This window comes from Cupriavidus sp. CP313, assembly GCF_054072015.1.
In genome coordinates this window covers 344,775-362,076 of the sequence record NZ_JBSVZB010000005.1, presented here as the reverse complement: position 1 = coordinate 362,076, position 17,302 = coordinate 344,775, and the positions used below count along the sequence as shown (strand labels likewise).

Sequence of the window (17,302 nt, the reverse complement as noted above, 5' to 3'; positions counted from 1 at the left end):
CATCAAGGATGCCTGATGAAATTCCGCTTCCCCGTCATCATCATTGACGAAGACTTCCGCTCCGAGAACATCTCCGGTTCGGGCATCCGCGCGCTGGCCGAAGCAATCGAGAAAGAAGGCATGGAGGTGATGGGCCTGACCAGCTACGGCGACCTGACTTCGTTTGCCCAGCAGTCGAGCCGCGCCTCGAGCTTTATCGTGTCGATCGACGACGACGAGTTCGTGCGCGACGACGACCAGCCCGAAGCCGCCGCCATCGAGAAGCTGCGCGCCTTTGTCGCCGAAGTACGCCGCCGCAACTCCGACCTGCCGATCTTCCTGTACGGCGAGACCCGCACTTCGCGTCATATCCCCAACGATATCCTGCGCGAGCTGCACGGCTTCATCCACATGTTCGAGGACACGCCGGAATTCGTGGCGCGCCACATCATCCGCGAAGCCAAGGTCTACCTCGACACGCTGGCGCCGCCGTTCTTCAAGGCGCTGATCGAGTACGCGCAGGACAGCTCGTACTCGTGGCACTGCCCGGGGCACTCGGGCGGCGTGGCGTTTCTGAAGAGCCCGGTGGGCCAGGTGTTCCACCAGTTCTTCGGCGAGAACATGCTGCGCGCCGACGTCTGCAACGCGGTCGACGAGCTGGGCCAGCTGCTGGACCACACCGGTCCGGTGGCGGCGTCGGAGCGCAATGCCGCGCGCATCTTCAACTCCGACCACATGTATTTCGTCACCAACGGCACCTCCACCTCGAACAAGATGGTGTGGCATGCCAATGTGGCGCCGGGCGATATCGTGGTGGTGGACCGTAACTGCCACAAGTCGATCCTGCACGCGATCATGATGACGGGCGCGATCCCGGTCTTCCTGATGCCTACGCGCAACCACTACGGCATCATCGGCCCGATCCCGAAGAGCGAGTTCGATCCGGAGACGATCAGGAAGAAGATCGCCAACCACCCGTTCGCCAGCAAGGCCAAGAACCAGAAGCCGCGCATCCTGACCATCACCCAGGGTACGTACGACGGCGTGCTGTACAACGCCGAGCAGATCAAGGAAATGCTGGCAGCCGAGATCGATACGCTGCACTTCGATGAAGCCTGGCTGCCGCATGCGGCGTTCCACGACTTCTATCGCAATATGCACGCGATCGGCAAGGACCGCCCGCGCAGCAAGGACGCGCTGGTGTTCGCCACCCAGTCCACGCACAAGCTGCTGGCGGGCCTGTCGCAGGCCTCGCAGATCCTGGTGCAGGACTCCGAGACGCGCAAGCTGGACCGCTACCGCTTCAACGAGGCGTACCTGATGCACACCTCGACCAGCCCGCAGTACTCGATCATCGCCTCGTGCGACGTGGCCGCGGCGATGATGGAAGCGCCGGGCGGCACCGCGCTGGTGGAAGAAAGCATCCAGGAGGCGCTGGACTTCCGCCGCGCCATGCGCAAGGTCGAGGGCGACTACGAGGCCGGCAACAACGGCGACTGGTGGTTCAAGGTATGGGGCCCGGACGCGCTGATCGAAGACGGCATCGGCGACCGCGAAGAATGGATGCTCAAGGCCAACGAGCGCTGGCACGGCTTCGGCGACCTGGCCGACGGCTTCAACCTGCTCGACCCGATCAAGGCCACCATCATCACCCCGGGCCTGGACGTGGACGGCGAGTTCAGCGAACGCGGCATCCCGGCGGCCATCGTCACCAAGTACCTGGCCGAGCACGGCATCATCATCGAGAAGACCGGGCTGTACTCGTTCTTCATCATGTTCACCATCGGCATCACCAAGGGCCGCTGGAACTCGCTGGTGACCGAGCTGCAGCAGTTCAAGGACGACTACGACCAGAACCAGCCGCTGTGGCGCGTGCTGCCGGAATTCGTCGCCAAGCATCCGCAATACGAGCGCATGGGCCTGCGTGACCTGTGCGATGCGATCCACAGCGTGTACAAGGCCAACGACGTGGCGCGCGTGACGACGGAGATGTACCTGTCGGACATGGAGCCGGCGATGAAGCCGTCGGACGCCTGGGCCATGATGGCCCACCGCGAGATCGAGCGCGTGCCGGTGGACGACCTGGAAGGCCGCGTCACCGCCATCCTGCTGACGCCGTACCCGCCGGGCATTCCGCTGCTGATTCCGGGCGAGCGCTTCAACCGCACCATCGTGCAGTACCTGAAGTTCGCGCGCGAGTTCAACAAGCTGTTCCCTGGCTTCGAGACCGACATCCACGGCCTGGTCGAGGACGAGGTCGACGGCAAGAAGGCGTACTTTGTCGACTGCGTGAAGCAGGACGGCTGAGCGCCAGTCTGCGTCACACCGACGTGAGCAGGGCCCCGCTATGCGGGGCCCTTTCTTCTTTTTGGACTAGGTGAACGGATTCAGCAGCATCGCGCCCGTGCCGCGGAAGTCCTCCACATTGCGCGTAACAATGGTCAGGTCGTGGATCAGCGCGGTGGCGGCAATGAACTTGTCCAGTGCATGCTCAGGCCGCGGCGCGCGCAGCTGGCCCCAGACCTGGGCGACGTCGGCATCGACCGGCAACACCTGCCGGCCAAAGTCCTCCAGCACGGTCGCCAGCCATTGCTCCAGCACCGCGGCCTGCGCCGTATCGCCGCGATGGCGGATCAGCGCAACGCCGCGCTGGAGCTCGCCCACGGTCAGCGCCGACAGGTAGAGCGCGGCACCTTCCCGCGCCGCCTGCCGGAAGAACGAGCGCACGCCGGGGTTGGCGCGCTCGCGCTTGCGCGTCTCGCTGATGACGTTGGTGTCAATCAAATACACGCGGCGCCTCGCCCGGATCCTGGGTCCGCTCGAAGTCGGTGTCTTGCCCGACGTCCGGGATGCTGGCCAGCACCTCGGCAAAGCTGCGCCGGCGCGTGCCGCCCAGCGCCTGCGCCAGGATGGCGCGGTGCTCGGCCTCGGCGCTGCGGCCGTTGGCGACGGCCCGCTCGCGCAGGCGCTGGACCAGGGATTCATCGATGCCACGAACGAGTAGTGTTGCCATCTTGACCTCCTCACCATCGGATGGAGGGATGATAGCATTGTTATCAGTACGGCGGTCACGTATCGATGGCAGGCGGTGCATCGTTGCCGTGCCGGTCGGTCGAAGGGTGTGGTGATTTGCATGGTGGCTCTCCTGGGGTCGGTTCGCAGAACACAGGGCCAGTCTGGGCCGCGCAAGCGCGCCGGTCGATGAGCCGATTCGCAATCGCACGCCGGCGCAGGAGCGGACCCGCACCAATGAAAAGGCCCCGCATTGCTGCGGGGCCTTGGATCGACTATCCGATCAGTTCTTCTTTTCGAACTCGAACTGTGGTGCCGCGGGCTCAGGTGCCGGCGCCGCGCCCGGCAGTTCCAGCGAACCCGGCGCGGTGGCCGTTCCTGGCGCCGACGCCGGTTTCTCGGGTTCCCCGCCAAGCGGGATACTGACTTCCGCCGCGTTGCTATGGCGCAGCGAGCCCTTGTCGAGCAATCCGGTCACCATGCCGGGCCAGAATATCACCAGCAGCACCATCACCAGTTGCAGGCCCACCCAGGGCAGGGCGCCCCAGTAGATGTCGGAGCTTTTCACTTCCTTCGGGGCGATGCCGCGCAGGTAGAACAGCGCGAAGCCGAACGGCGGGTGCATGAACGAGGTCTGCATGTTCACGCACAGCATCACGCCGAACCACACCAACGCCGCCGTCGCCGCGGCCTCCGGGTTGCCGCCCATGGAGTCGGCCACCACCGGCGCCAGCACCTTGACCGCCACCGGCGCCAGCATCGGCACCACGATGAAGGCGATCTCGAAGAAGTCCAGGAAGAAGGCCAGGAAGAAGATGAACAGGTTCACCACGATCAGGAAGCCGATCCAGCCGCCCGGCAGCGAGGTGAACAGGTGTTCCACCCACGCACCGCCGTCCACGCCCTGGAACACCACCGAGAAGCAGGTGGAGCCGATCAGGATGAACACCACCATCGCGGTGAGGCGCGCGGTGGACTGGTAGGCTTCGACGATCAGCAGGCGCAGCTCGGTCATCTGGCCGGCGCGCAGCAGCAGCCAGAGGATGACCATGTACACCACCGCCAGCGGGATGCGGAACACGTGCGAGCCGAAGGCGAAGAAGCCCACCGCCGCGGCCACCAGCGTGGCGGCGATGCCGACGCGGTAGATCTGGCGGTCGATCCGGCTAAAGGCCTTGTCGCGGATCACGGCCAGCACCAGTGCGCCGACCGCGCCCATGGCGCCGGATTCCGTCGGCGTGGCAATGCCCAGCATGATGGTGCCCAGCACCAGGAAGATCAGCACCGCGCAGGGGATGATGCCGCGCAGGCATTTGCGCCACAGCGCCCAGCCGCGCAGGGTGCGCGCTTCGGCGGGAACCGGCGGCAGCCAGTCGGGCTTGAAGCGCGTCAGGAAGAAGGTGTAGAGCGCAAACAGCCCGATCTGGATCACCGACGGGCCCCAGGCGCCCAGGTACATGCTGCCCACGTCGGCGCTGCCCATCGGAGTCTTGAGTTGGTCGGCCAGCACCACCAGCACCAGCGATGGCGGCACCAGCTGCGTGATGGTGCCCGATGCGGCCAGCACGCCGGTGGCGTACTTCATGTTGTAGCGGTAGCGCATCATCACCGGCAGCGAGATCATCGCCATGGCGATTACCTGTGCGGCCACCGTGCCGGTGATCGCACCCAGGATAAAGCCGACCAGGATCACCGAGTAGCCCAGGCCGCCGCGCACCGGGCCGAACAGCTGGCCCATGGAGTCCAGCATGTCCTCGGCCAGCCCGCATTTCTCCAGGATGGCGCCCATGAAGGTAAAGAACGGGATCGCCAGCAGCAACTCGTTGGCCAGCACGCTGCCGAACACGCGGCTGGGTACGGCTTGCAGGAAGCTGGCCGGGAAGTAACCCCATTCAATCGCCAGGAAGCCGAAGGCCAGGCCCACCGCCGACAGCGAGAACGCGACCGGGAAGCCGATCAGCATGAACAGCACCAGGCCGCCGAACATCATCGGCGGCATATATTCCAACGGAATCATTGAACCGGCCTCTCGTACTTGGATTCGATGCGCACCAGGCCCTTGAGGGCGGCGAAGCGCTTGATCAGTTCGGACACGCCCTGCAGCGTCAGCAAGGCGAAGCCGACGGGCACCACCAGCTTGATCGGGTAACGCGGCAGCCCGCCGGAATTGCCCGATTGCTCGAGGATGCGCCACGAGGGCAGAAACAGCGATTCCCACGACAACCAGGTGAACAGGATGGTTGAAGGCAGCAGGAACACGACGATGCCGAAGATGTCGATCCAGTGCTGCGCGCGTTCCGAGACGTTGCCGTAGATCAGGTCTACGCGCACGTGCTCATTGCGCTGGAAGGTGTAGGAGGTGCCGAACATCACGGCGATGGCAAACATGTACCACTGCAGTTCGAGTGGCCAGTTATCGCTCAAGTNGATGGTTGAAGGCAGCAGGAACACGACGATGCCGAAGATGTCGATCCAGTGCTGCGCGCGTTCCGAGACGTTGCCGTAGATCAGGTCTACGCGCACGTGCTCATTGCGCTGGAAGGTGTAGGAGGTGCCGAACATCACGGCGATGGCAAACATGTACCACTGCAGTTCGAGTGGCCAGTTATCGCTCAAGTTGAAGCCATAGCGCAGAAGGGCGTTGCCTGCGCTGATCAGGCACGACAGCAGGATCATGATGTTTGCAAGCCTGCCAGTGTGCTGATTCAACCTGTCGATCTGTCGTGACAGACCAAGCAAGTAATACATGGGTTGTCTCCCCGGTTTTTGCGGCGATTAGTTTATCTGTAACAAAATTCGCAGGCGCTAGGGGCTACTACCTACGGGGGCGACGAGATTGCGCCAGAATGGGGAACACCAATAGAAAAAACCACCGGGCTCGCGCCACGGTGGCTTCTTCTTGCGTAAAACTTACGCGAAACTTACAGCGCTGCCCGGTATTACAGCGCCGCGCGTGCGGCCGCGATGGCGGCGCGCACTTGCGCCGGCGCCGTGCCGCCGATATGGTCGCGCGCGGCGACCGAGCCTTCCAGCGTCAGCACCGCGTGCACGTCGTCGCCGATCAGCGCGGCCTTGTCGCCCAGGCCGGAGACCTCGCGCAGCTCGGCCACGCTCAGGTCGGCCAGGTCACACTGGCGGCTGTCGCAGGCGCGCACCGCGTGGGCCACGGCTTCGTGGGCGTCGCGGAAGGGCAGGCCCTTCTTGACCAGGTAGTCGGCCAGGTCGGTGGCAGTGGCGTAGCCCTGCAGCGCGGCGGCGCGCATCGCTTCCGGCTTGACGGTGATGCCCGGCACCATGTCGGCAAAGATGCGCAGCGTGTCCACGACGGTATCGACCGTGTCGAACAGCGGCTCCTTGTCTTCCTGGTTGTCCTTGTTGTACGCCAGCGGCTGGCCCTTCATCAGCGTCAGCAGGCCGATCAGGTGGCCGTTGACGCGGCCGGTCTTGCCGCGCGCCAGCTCGGGCACGTCCGGGTTCTTCTTCTGCGGCATGATCGAGCTGCCGGTGCAGAAGCGGTCGGCGATATCGATAAAGCCCACGCGCGGGCTCATCCACAGCACCAGTTCTTCCGAGAAGCGCGACACGTGCGTCATCACCAGCGCGGCGGCGGCGCAGAATTCAATGGCGAAGTCGCGGTCCGACACGGCGTCCAGCGAATTGCGGCACACGCCGTCGAAGCCCAGCTGCTGCGCCACGAACTCACGGTCGATCGGGTAGCTGGTGCCGGCCAGCGCGGCGGCGCCCAGCGGCAGGCGGTTGACGCGCTTGCGGCAGTCGGCCATGCGCTCGGCATCGCGCGTGAACATCTCGTTGTAGGCCAGCAGGTGGTGACCGAAGGTCACCGGCTGCGCCACCTGCAGGTGGGTGAAGCCGGGCAGGATGGTGTCGGCGTTCTGTTCGGCCAGGTCCAGCAGCGCGGCGCGCAGCGCGCCCAGCAGCACGATGATGTTGTCGATCTCGCTGCGCAGCCACAGGCGGATGTCGGTGGCGACCTGGTCATTGCGCGAGCGGCCGGTGTGCAGGCGCTTGCCGGCATCACCCACCAGCGCGGTCAGGCGCGCTTCGATATTCAGGTGGACGTCTTCCAGGTCCAGCTTCCATTCAAAGCCGCCGGCCTCGATCTCGGCCTTGATCTGCGCCATGCCGCGCTCGATCTCGGCGCGGTCGGCCTCGGCGATGATGCCCTGCTTTGCCAGCATGGCCGCGTGGGCCAGCGAGCCCTGGATGTCGAACAGGGCCAGGCGCTTGTCGAAGAACACCGAGGCGGTGTAGCGCTTCACCAGGTCGGACATCGGTTCGGAGAAGCGGGCGGACCAGGCTTCGCCTTTCTTGGCAAGTTGGGAGGTGGACATGGACGTCAGCTGCAGTGGCTCGCGCGGGCAGGCGCCGGCGTGTGGGCGGCGGCGGGCGCGAGAAATTGGGAAACGGCGATTATATCGCCCGCCGGCCCGCTGGCGGCGCTGGCCGGCACGGCAGCGCCGTTCATCAGAGCCGGCTGTGGATCACAGGCCCCTTGAATACCACCGGGCCGCTTGGCCCATCGGCATTGGGCGAGCCGCCCGGCGGCTCGATGCTGACCGCCAGCGCGGGCACCGCCGCGGGCAGCTGCGCCAGCGCCAGCCGGGCTTCGGGTGCCCGGCCGATCACGCCCAGCGACTGCGGCTTGCCGCCCGCAGGCAGCGCCCACAACTGCAGTACCTGCTGGTCGCTCAGGGCCAGGTGATCCAGCCGGCGCACGATCAGGCTGCGTGCGCCGGCGTCCCACGACACCAGCATCGCAGGCTGGGCACGGTCGTCGTTCAGCACGGCGACGACCTCGGCCGGCGCTGTCTGATCCTGCCGGGCCAGCTGGATGCCGATGCCGACGCCCAGCACCGCCACCATGGCCATTGCCGCCGCGGCGCCACGCCAGAAGACCGGGGCCGACCACAGGCGCTGCCACCAGCCGTCAGTGGGGCGGGTGTCACGGGCCGGGCGGCCCGGCTGACTGGCCGGATCGGCCACCTTCCAGCCGAGGCGATCCTCGATCCCGCACCACACCTTGTCGACCGGCTCGGCGGCCGCCTGCAGCTCGGCCACGCCCGCCAGCCGCGCCTGCCAGCGGTGGATCGCGGCGCGCACCGCGGGTTCTTCGCGTGCGAGTTGTTCCAGGCGGCGCCGTGCGCCGCCGCGCAGCACCCCCAGCGCGTACTGCGCGGCGATGCGGTCGAGCAGGTCTGGATGGCTGGCCAGCTTCATGCCGCGCCCTCCATGCAGCTGCGCAGCCGCTCCAGGCCGCGCCGGATCCAGGACTTGACCGTCCCCAGCGGCGCGCGCAGCCGGGCGGCCAGCTCGGCGTGGCTCAGGTCCTGCAGGTAGGCCAGCATGATGGCCTGGCGCTGCGGCTGCTCCAGGCGCTGCAGGCAGCGGTTGAGCGCGCGTGCCTGCTGGCTGGCATCGGCCAGTTCCGCGGGCCCGGCCGTGTCGTCGGCCAGCCATTCGCCCAGGTCTTCGTCAAGCTCGACAGTCTGCCCGACGCGCGCCGCGGTTGCCCGGCGCAGGCAGTCCAGCGCGCGGTTGCGCACGATCGCGGTCATCCAGGTCATCGGCGCGGCCAGGTGCGGCCGGTAGTCGCCGGCGTGGTGCCAGATGCTGACAAAGCTTTCCTGCACGACATCCTCCGCCCAATCGCGCCTGCCAGTGATACGCAGCGCAAGGCCAAACAGTTTCGTCGCGGTGAGGTCATAGAGGCCGCGCAGCGCCTGCCGGTCGCCGATGGCCACGGCCTGGAGCAGGGCCGCAAGGCGCTCGGCGCCGGGCGGCGCGGCGTAGGTTTCGGCGGAAGGGGACACCGGAGAAGGGGGCACCGGGGCGTCTCGCGAAAGGGTGTTGCCGGATTATAGGCACGACCTTGCATCCGATTGGCGCCGGCGTGCGTATCAGGTGGCAGGCGCACGATGGCGGCCCCGGGCTGCGGGCCGCGGCGCCGTTGATCCCACACAGGAGAACATCATGGAACGAATGCGCACGACTGCCGGCACGACAGATCCGACCGATTCCCTTGACCGCATTGTGACCGCGCCCGATGCGCGCCGCCGCGGGCTGCTGAAGGTGCCGGGGCTGTTCGCGCTGGGCTCGCTGGCCGTCATCAGCCTTGGCGAGTCCATGCCAGCCTGGGCGCAGACCCAGTCGGGCAGCACCAGGGACGACATCAATATCCTGAACACCGCGCTGGGACTGGAATACCAGGCGATCGCCGCCTATCAGGTCGGCGCGGAAAGCGGCCTGCTGCAAAAGCCGGTGCTTGCCACCGCGGTCAAGTTCCAGGACCACCACAAGGCGCACGCGCAGGTGCTGGCTGGGACAGTGTCGAAGCTGGGCGGCACGCCGGTGGTGGCGAAGAAGGCGTCGGAATACACCTTCCCGACTGAAAAGCTGAAGACCCAGGCCGATGTGCTGCGCTTTGCAGCGGGGCTGGAGAAGGGCGCCACCGCCGCCTACCTGGGTGTGCTGCCGAACTTCTACAACCGCGAACTGACCCGCGCCGCCGGCAGCATCCTCGGGGACGAGGCGATGCACTGGGCGGTGCTGCTGCACGCGCTGGGTGAAGATCCGGTGCCGGGGGCGTTTGTGGGGTGAGGGGTCGGACTGGCGCCATTTGAAAAAGCTGCCGCCCGATGTGGACGCTCCTCTCTCCCGCATGCGGGAGAGAGGAGCAAACCGGCAGCACTCTGACGCCAATCAGCCCGTATTGCGCAGGCCCGCCGCGACCCCGTTGATGGTCAGGTGGATGCCGCGCCGCACCCGGATGTCATCCCCATCCTTGGCCGAGCGGAAGCGCTTGAGCAGCTCGACCTGCAAGTGGTTCAGCGGATCGAGATACGCAAAGCGGTTCTTGATCGAGCGCGCCAGCAGCGGGTTATCCGCCAGCCGTTCCTGGTGGCCGGTGACCAGTGTCAGCATCTCGCAGGTCAGGTGCCATTCCTTGCTGATGCGGTTGAACACGTTGCGGCGCAGCGCGGCGTCGTCGCACAGCTGCGCGTAGCGCGAGGCCACGGCCAGGTCGGTCTTGGCCAGCACCATGTCCATATTGGACAGCAGCGTCGAGAAGAACGGCCAGGTCTTGACCATGCGGCGCAGGGTGGTCACGGCCAGCTTGCGCGCCTTGTCGTCCGGCGCACTGTCCAGCAGCGACTTGACCGCGCTGCCGAAGCCGTACCAGCCCGGCAGCAGCAGCCGGCACTGGCCCCACGAGAAGCCCCACGGAATCGCGCGCAGGTCTTCGATGCGGCGGTGCTTCTTGTCCATCAGCTTGCGCGAGGCCGGGCGCGAACCCAGGTTCAGGTCGGCGATCTCGGTGATCGGCGTGGTGGCGAAGAAGTAGTCCTTGAAGCCCGGGGTCTCGTAGACCAGGTCGCGGTAGGCCGTGAAGGCGCGGTCCGACAGTTGCTGCATCACGGCCTCGAACATGTCGAGGTCCCTGGGCGCGTTCTGCTGCGGCAGCAGCGACGCTTCCAGCGTGGCGGCGACCACCGTTTCCAGGTTGCGCCGGCCGATCTCGGCGTTGGCGAACTTGCTGTTGATGATCTCGCCCTGTTCGGTGAGGCGGATCTGGCCGTTCACGGTGCCTGGCGGCTGCGACAGAATGGCATCGTAGGTCGGGCCGCCGCCGCGGCCGACGGTGCCGCCGCGGCCGTGGAACAGGCGCAGCTTGACCTGGCGCTGCTCAAACAGCTGCACCAGCGCCAGCTCGGCCTTGTACAGCTCCCAGGTGGAAGTCAGGAAGCCGCCGTCCTTGTTCGAGTCCGAGTAGCCGAGCATCACTTCCTGCTCGACGCCATGGTGCGCGATCACCGAGTCGAAGCCCGGCAGGTCCAGCAGCGACTGCATGATGCCGGCGGCGTTGCGCAAGTCCTCGATGGTCTCGAACAGCGGGATCACCATCAGCTCCATGCGCGCCGGGTCGGTCTTGCTGCCCAGCGTGCCCTGCAGCATGCCGGATTCCTTCTGCAGCAGCATCACTTCAACCAGGTCCGACAGCGTCTCGGTGTGCGAGATGATGTAGTTGCGCGCAATGCGCTTGCCATAGCGCGCGCGCAGCTCGCGCGCGGCGGCGAAGATCGCCAGTTCCTTGCGGGTCTGCTCAGAATACTCATGCCACGGCAGCGTCAGCAGGCGCGGCTGGCGCAGCTCGGCCAGCAGCAGTTCCAGCTTGCGCTGCTCGGGCAGCTTGGCGTAGTCGGCGGCGATGCCGGCGGCGGCGAACAGCTCGGCGATGACCGCCTCGTGCACGTCCGAGACCTGGCGCATGTCGACCGATGCCAGGTGGAAGCCGAACACGCCGATGGCGCGCGCCAGCGCGTCGACGCGGCCATTGGCCAGCGCCTGGCCATGGTTGGCGCGCAGCGAGTCGATTACCAGCTGCACGTCGGCGGCAAAGGCCTCGGCGCTGTCATAGGGCTCGGCCGGCGCCACCGGGCGGCGCGGCACGGCGTGGCCGGTCAGCGCCTTGCTGGTTGCGGCCAGGCGCGCGTAGATGCCGATCAGCGCGCGGCGGTAGGGTTCGTCGGCGCGATGCTCAGAGTGGTCGGGCGAGCGCTCGGCCAGCGCCAGCAGTTCCGGGCTGGCGTCGACCATCAGCGTGGACATCGACAGCTCCGCGCCCAGCGCATGGACTTCATCCAGGTACCAGTCGATGATCATCTGCCCCTGCTGGCTGGCGGCGTGCTCCAGCGTCTCGGCGGTGACGTTGGGGTTGCCGTCGCGGTCGCCGCCGATCCAGGAGCCCATCTGCAGGAACGGGGCCAGCGGCGCCGGCTGCGCCCCCGGGGTGCCCTTGCGCTTGCGCGTGGTCGGGAACACCGCGGCGATGTCTTCTTCCAGTTCGCTCATCAGCTGCGGGATGCCGCGCAGGAAGCAGGTGCGGTAGTACGACAGCGCATTTTCGATCTCGTCGGCCACCGTCAGGCGCGAATCGCGCAGCATGCGGGTCTGCCACAGCGTGGTGACCTTGGCGCGCAGCTGCGCGGTGTTGTGCTCGCGCTCGCGCGCGGTCATCGGCAGGTCGCGCTCGGCCAGCAGGCGGGCGATCTCGCGCTCGGCGTCGAGAATACTCTTGCGCTGGACTTCGGTCGGGTGCGCGGTCAGCACCGGCACGATCAGGGCCTCATCCAGGAACTTGCGCAGCTGCTTGCCGGTCACGCCGGCGGCGTCGATCGCCTCCAGTGCGTGGGCCAGGCTGCCCGCCTGCGGCGGCGAGCCGGCCAGCGCGTGCACGCGGCGGCGGCGGTTGTGGTGCTGGTCCTCGGCGATATTGGCCAGGTGCGAGAAATAGCTGAACGCGCGCACGACTTGGTTGGTCTGGTCGCGCGACAGGCGCTTGAGCAGGCGGTCCAGCTCCGCGCCGGCGGCGCGGTCGTTCTCGCGGCGGAAGCGCACCGCGGTCTGGCGGATGGTCTCGACCACCTCAAAGGCGGCGTCGCCTTCCTGTTCGCGCAGGCATTCGCCCAGCAGGCGGCCCAGGAAGCGGATGTCCTCGCGCAGCGGCACGTCCTTGTCGGCGGTGCGGCGGGCGGTGGGGGCGATGGTGGTTCCGTTGCTCGACACGATGGAAAGCTTGGGCTTGGGGGAACGTTTGGTCCCGCTGCGGGTGGCGGGGCGTTTCGATTCGGTGGCGGATGCGCCGTTTGCGTCACCTTGGCCGGCGCCGAGGGCAGGGCTTTGGTCTTTCGCAGCCGGGGCGGTCCGCCGGCCGTTGGGGCGCGCAGCATGCTGCGTCATGCAATCTCCTCGTTCTGCTTCTCTAAGCTTATCTATTGGTGCGGAGGGGCTATTGGGTCGCGTGCTACCATAGACGAATGTCGTCTGCCACCCTGTCTTCCTCTACCGCTGTCGTGTCTCGCAATCTTCCGCAAAAGCTCGTTATTGCCTCCCGAGAGAGCCGTCTGGCCCTGTGGCAGGCAGAACATGTGCGTGCTGCGTTGCAACAATACTATCCGGCGTGCGACGTGTCCATTCTTGGCATGACGACGCGCGGAGACCAGATTCTAGACCGTACGCTGTCCAAAGTCGGCGGCAAGGGTTTGTTTGTCAAAGAACTGGAGTTCGCGATGGACGAAGGCCGGGCGGACCTGGCGGTGCATTCGCTCAAGGATGTGCCGATGGAGTTGCCTGAAGGCTTCGCCCTGACCGCAGTGATGGAACGCGAAGATCCGCGCGACGCGCTGGTGTCTTCCGCCTACGCCTCGCTGGACGAGATGCCGGCCGGCACCGTGGTCGGCACCTCCAGCCTGCGCCGTGAAGCCGCGCTGCGCAGCCGCTATCCGCAACTGGTGATCAAGCCGCTGCGCGGCAACCTGGACACGCGGCTGGGCAAGCTGGATCGCGGCGAATACGGCGCCATCATCCTGGCCGCCGCCGGCCTCAAGCGCCTGGGCCTGGGCGAGCGCATCCGCGCGCTGATCCCGATCGACGTGTCGCTGCCGGCCGCAGGCCAGGGCGCCCTCGGCATCGAGATCCCGGCGAACCGCCCTGAGCTGGCGCAATGGCTGGCGTCCCTGAACCACCAGCCGACGGCGCTGGCCGTGACCGCCGAGCGCGCCGTGTCGCGCATGCTGGGCGGCTCGTGCCAGGTGCCGCTGGCCGCCCACGCGCGCTGGGAAGGCGATCAGCTGAAGCTGGACGCCTTTGTCGCCTTGCCTGATGGCACGCGCGCCATCCGCGCTGCCGCGTCCGGACCGGCTGCTGACCTGGCTGCCGCCGAAGCGCTGGGTCAGGCCTGCGCGCGCGACCTGCTGGCGCAGGGTGCCGAAGCCATCCTCGCGGCACTGGCCGATTCTGGCGATCCTGCCGGCTCCCAAGCTCCTGCCTGAGGCTGCCCCATGCCCAGCCCGACCGTCGTTGTCACACGACCCGCCGGGCAGTCCCGGCAACTGACCGAGGCGCTGCAGGCCGCGGGCCTGGACGTACTCAGCTTTCCCTTGCTGGCCATCTGCCCGGCCGCTGACGACGCGCCGCTGCGCGCGGCGCTGGCGCGGCTGGACACCTTTGCGCTGGTGGTCTTTGTCAGTCCCAATGCAGTTGCCTACGCGCTCGACGCGCTGGCCGGCGTGCAGGGCGCGGCCGTGGCCCAATGGCCGGCGCAGGTGCCGGTGGCGGTGGTCGGGCCGGCCAGCGTCGCGGCCCTGGCTGAGCGCGGCATCGCGCCGCCCGCGTGCCGGGTGATCGCGCCCGCGGGCGCTGCCGCGAACGGGCAGTGCGCCGATGACGCCGCACCGGAGGCCGAAGCGCTGCGCTTTGACTCCGAGGCCCTGTGGGCCCAGCTCGATCCCGCCGCGCTGGCAGGCAAGCCGGTCCTGATCATCCGCGGCAACGGCGGGCGCGACTGGCTGGGCGACCGCCTGCGCGAGGCCGGTGCCCAGGTCGAGGCCGTCGAGGCCTACCAGCGCACGCTGCCCGAACCCAGCGCCATGCAGTGGCAGGCCGTGCGCGACAACCTGCGTCCCGGCGCGGCGCCGCATGCGTGGCTCCTAACCAGTTCTGAAGCGGCGCGCAACCTTGACGCGCTGGCACGCCAGCATCTGTCGCCTGAGGAAGACGCTACCCTGCGGCAGGTGCAGTGCATCGCCCCGCATGCGAGAATCGCCGAACAGGCGCTGGCGCTGGGCTTCCCCCATATCCTGCGCGCCGCCCCGGGCGATGCCGGCCTGCTGGCGGCGTGCCTGCAGTGGGCCGATGCCCATGCCGGTCCGGCGCCGGCAAGCATGGCCAGCGCGGCAATCGAAGCCAGCCCGCCCAGCGCCAAAGCCGAAGCGCCGCCGGCCCCCGTGCCGGACGCAGCAGTTCCCGCAACGTCAACGAAGGTCGAACGCGTGACGCAAGAAACCACGTCCTCCTCCGCTACGCCGCCGCCCACGGCGGCCTCCGCAGCATCGGCGCAATCGGCGCAAGCAGCGCCCGCGCCGGGCCCCGCTACCCCCGCTGCTCCCATTGCAGCCACACGGCGGTCCGCTGCGTTGTGGGCGCTTGTCGCCGTGCTGGTGGTGGCGACTGCTGGCGGCTTCTGGTGGCTGCAGCAGCGCGTTGACCACCTCACCGGCGAGCTGGCGCGCCGCCAGCAAAGCAACGATGCGCTGGTGCAGGAGTCGCGCGTGCTGACCCGCAACGCGCAGGACACGGTCAAGGAACTGCAGGCCAAGGTCGGTGCACTGGAAAACCAGGTCGGCGAGACCCGCGACAAGCAGGTGGCGCTGGAGCAGGTCTACCAGGACCTGATGCGCAACCGCGACGACTGGGAAATCGCCGAGATCCAGCAGCTGCTGACCAGTGCCGGCCAGCAACTGCAGCTGACCGGCAACGTGCAGGTGGCGCTGGCCGCGCTGCAAAGCGCCGACGCCCGCCTGGCGCGCGCCGACAAGCCGCAATACAACCTGCTGCGCCGCGCGATCGCGCGCGACGTCGCGCGCATGAAGGCGGTGCCCGACACCGACCTGACCGGCGCCGCAATCAAGCTGGACGAGGCCATCAACCAGGTCGACGCACTGCCGCTGCTGTCCAGCGAACGCATGCTGGAGCGTAGCGAAGCCGACGCCCGCAAGGGTGCCGCCGCCAACGGCGCCAGCGCGCCGGCCGCCGCCAACGGCACGGGTCCGGGCTGGTTCACCCGCCTGTGGGACTACCTGCGCGAGGAACTGGCACAGGTAGTCCGCATCCGCAAGGTCGACGATGCCGAGGCGCTGCTGCTGTCTGGCGACCAGGGCTGGTTCCTGCGCGAGAACGTCAAGCTGCGCCTGCTCAACGCGCGCCTGGCACTGCTGTCGCGTAACGAACCCGTGTTCCGCAACGACCTGGCCGCCGCGCAGGCGATGATCAGCCGCTATTTCGATACCAAGTCGCGCCGGGTGCAGGGGGTGCTGACGCTGCTGCGGCAGGCGCAGGCCGGCGCGGTCACGGTGCAGCTGCCGACCATGGCCGAGAGCCTGGGCGCGCTGCATGCCCTGAAGAAGGAGTAAGCCCATGCGCCTTCTGTTCTGGGTTGCGGTCCTGTTTGGCGGCGCCGTCGGACTGGCCCTGTTCACGCAGTTCAACCACAGCAATGTGGTGCTGTTCTATCCGCCATATCGCGTCGAGCTGTCGCTGAACCTGGCGCTGGCCTTGCTGCTGCTGCTGTTCTTCGTGGTGTGGACGGTGATGTCCACCATTCGCCATCTGGCCGACATGCCGCGCCGCGCTTCCGCCTACCGTGAGCGCAGCCGCATGAGCAAGGCACAGGCGGCGCTGCGCGAGTCGATCGAAAACCTGTTTGCCGGCCGCTTCGCCCGCGCCGAGCGCGCCGCGCGCGAGGCGCAGTCCTGGGACGACCAGGCCCAGACCGCCGCGCTGATCGGCGCCCGCGCCGCGCACCGGATGCAGGAAACCGAGCGGCGCGACACCTGGATGGCGCAGGTCACCGACCCCGAGCGCGAACAGGCGCGGCTGGTGTCGATGGCCGAGTTGCTGGTCGATGCCCGCGATGCCGACGGCGCGCTGGAGACCATCGCCCAGTTGCAGTCGCAGGGTGCGCGCCAGATCCACGTGCAGCGCATCGCGTTGCGCGCGCACCAGCACCTGAAGAACTGGACCGAGGTGCTGCGCCTGGCGCGCTCGCTGGAAAAGCGCAACGCACTGCATCCGGTGCTGGCGCTGCGGCTCAAGCAGATGGCCGTCGAAGCCATGCTGGATGAGCGCCGCCACGACGCCGACGCGCTGACCGAGTTCTGGCGCTCGCTGTCCGCCGACGAGCGCCGCGCCACCCGCATCGCCGAGCCCGCGGCGCGTTACTTCGCGGCGCTGGGCCGGCAGAACGAGGCCCGCCGCATCATCGAAGACGCGCTCAAGGTCAACTGGGACAGCCGCCTGGTGCTGCGCTATGCCGATTGCGCCGTGCCCGGTCACGCGCTGCCGCAGATCCAGCAGGCCGAGAAATGGCTGGCGGCGCATCCCGCCGACGCCGACCTCTACTACACGCTGGGTGTGTTGTGCCTGGGCGAGAAGCTGTGGGGCAAGGCCCAGTCCAGCTTCGAGCGCGCGCTGAAATATGCCGAGCCCGACCAGCAGCGCCGCCTGCGCGTGCGCACGCACCTGGCGCTGGCGCGGCTCTTTGAGGAAACCGAGCGCTTCGACGACGCGCAGCGGCATTATCGCGAGAGCGCGATGCTGGCGGCCTGAGGATTTCAGGTCGCGCGTAAACTAACCGATTGTGTGCTCCCTCTCCCGCTTGCGGGAGAGGGTTGGGGTGAGGGCCGGCGTATCCACGGAGTCCAGGCCTGCGGTTAGCCACCGCCTGCCCTCACCC

General features: G+C 67.7%; 12 protein-coding genes and 2 pseudogenes. 5 read left to right on the top strand and 9 right to left on the bottom strand.

What is annotated here, in order from left to right:
- The first annotated feature begins 15 nt into the window (after positions 1-15).
- Positions 16-2,286, top strand: coding sequence for an Orn/Lys/Arg family decarboxylase (locus tag ACW4E8_RS10305; RefSeq protein ID WP_456804398.1), 2,271 nt, complete (start codon positions 16-18; stop codon positions 2,284-2,286).
- A gap of 66 nt (positions 2,287-2,352) precedes the next feature.
- On the opposite strand, the gene ACW4E8_RS10300 is transcribed toward ACW4E8_RS10305, so the two are convergent.
- From ACW4E8_RS10300 to ACW4E8_RS10265, 8 genes and pseudogenes are all read right to left on the bottom strand, one after another.
- The gene (locus ACW4E8_RS10300) at positions 2,353-2,769 is read right to left on the bottom strand and encodes a PIN domain-containing protein (protein ID WP_456804397.1); all 417 of its coding nucleotides are present in this window, start codon (positions 2,767-2,769) and stop codon (positions 2,353-2,355) included.
- A complete protein-coding gene (locus ACW4E8_RS10295) occupies positions 2,756-2,992 on the bottom strand; it encodes a FitA-like ribbon-helix-helix domain-containing protein (protein ID WP_456804396.1) in 237 nt (78 codons plus the stop codon). The genes ACW4E8_RS10300 and ACW4E8_RS10295 overlap by 14 nt, the downstream gene beginning before the upstream one ends.
- Positions 2,993-3,274: 282 nt before the next feature.
- Positions 3,275-5,008, bottom strand: coding sequence for a TRAP transporter large permease (locus ACW4E8_RS10290; protein ID WP_456804395.1), 1,734 nt, complete (start codon positions 5,006-5,008; stop codon positions 3,275-3,277).
- Positions 5,005-5,415 (bottom strand): annotated as a pseudogene (locus tag ACW4E8_RS10285) (TRAP transporter small permease subunit); the annotation flags it as partial. The pseudogene ACW4E8_RS10285 and the gene ACW4E8_RS10290, both read right to left, overlap by 4 nt.
- Positions 5,416-5,433: 18 nt before the next feature.
- Positions 5,434-5,739 (bottom strand): annotated as a pseudogene (locus ACW4E8_RS10280) (TRAP transporter small permease subunit); the annotation flags it as partial.
- Positions 5,740-5,930: 191 nt separating this feature from the next.
- On the bottom strand, positions 5,931-7,343 hold the full coding sequence (gene argH / locus ACW4E8_RS10275; RefSeq protein WP_456804394.1) for an argininosuccinate lyase: 1,413 nt from the start codon (positions 7,341-7,343) through the stop codon (positions 5,931-5,933).
- A gap of 133 nt (positions 7,344-7,476) precedes the next feature.
- The gene (locus ACW4E8_RS10270; RefSeq protein ID WP_456804393.1) at positions 7,477-8,229 is read right to left on the bottom strand and encodes an anti-sigma factor; all 753 of its coding nucleotides are present in this window, start codon (positions 8,227-8,229) and stop codon (positions 7,477-7,479) included.
- Positions 8,226-8,822, bottom strand: a complete 597-nt coding sequence (locus ACW4E8_RS10265) for a sigma-70 family RNA polymerase sigma factor (protein WP_114132928.1) — start codon at positions 8,820-8,822, stop codon at positions 8,226-8,228. Before ACW4E8_RS10265 ends, ACW4E8_RS10270 begins: the two co-directional genes overlap by 4 nt.
- 160 nt (positions 8,823-8,982) lie before the next feature.
- On the opposite strand from ACW4E8_RS10265, the gene ACW4E8_RS10260 reads away from it, so the two are divergent.
- On the top strand, positions 8,983-9,609 hold the full coding sequence (locus ACW4E8_RS10260) for a ferritin-like domain-containing protein (protein WP_456804392.1): 627 nt from the start codon (positions 8,983-8,985) through the stop codon (positions 9,607-9,609).
- Positions 9,610-9,711: 102 nt separating this feature from the next.
- On the opposite strand, the gene ppc is transcribed toward ACW4E8_RS10260, so the two are convergent.
- Positions 9,712-12,750: a phosphoenolpyruvate carboxylase gene (gene ppc / locus ACW4E8_RS10255; protein ID WP_456804391.1), complete on the bottom strand. Its 3,039-nt coding sequence runs from the start codon at positions 12,748-12,750 to the stop codon at positions 9,712-9,714.
- A 77-nt stretch (positions 12,751-12,827) separates the two neighbouring features.
- Here ppc and hemC point away from each other — a divergent pair, with 77 nt between their 5' ends.
- From hemC to ACW4E8_RS10240, 3 genes are read left to right on the top strand one after another with little or no spacing between them, the layout of a single operon-like run.
- On the top strand, positions 12,828-13,841 hold the full coding sequence (hemC, locus tag ACW4E8_RS10250; RefSeq protein WP_456804390.1) for a hydroxymethylbilane synthase: 1,014 nt from the start codon (positions 12,828-12,830) through the stop codon (positions 13,839-13,841).
- A gap of 9 nt (positions 13,842-13,850) precedes the next feature.
- Positions 13,851-15,980 (top strand): fused uroporphyrinogen-III synthase HemD/membrane protein HemX, encoded by a 2,130-nt coding sequence (hemDX, locus tag ACW4E8_RS10245; RefSeq protein WP_456804389.1) that lies wholly within the window; start codon positions 13,851-13,853, stop codon positions 15,978-15,980.
- A gap of 4 nt (positions 15,981-15,984) precedes the next feature.
- Positions 15,985-17,175 carry a heme biosynthesis HemY N-terminal domain-containing protein gene (locus ACW4E8_RS10240; RefSeq protein ID WP_456804388.1) on the top strand — a complete coding sequence of 397 codons (1,191 nt, stop codon included), beginning with the start codon at positions 15,985-15,987 and terminating at the stop codon, positions 17,173-17,175.
- The last annotated feature ends 127 nt before the right edge of the window (positions 17,176-17,302 follow it).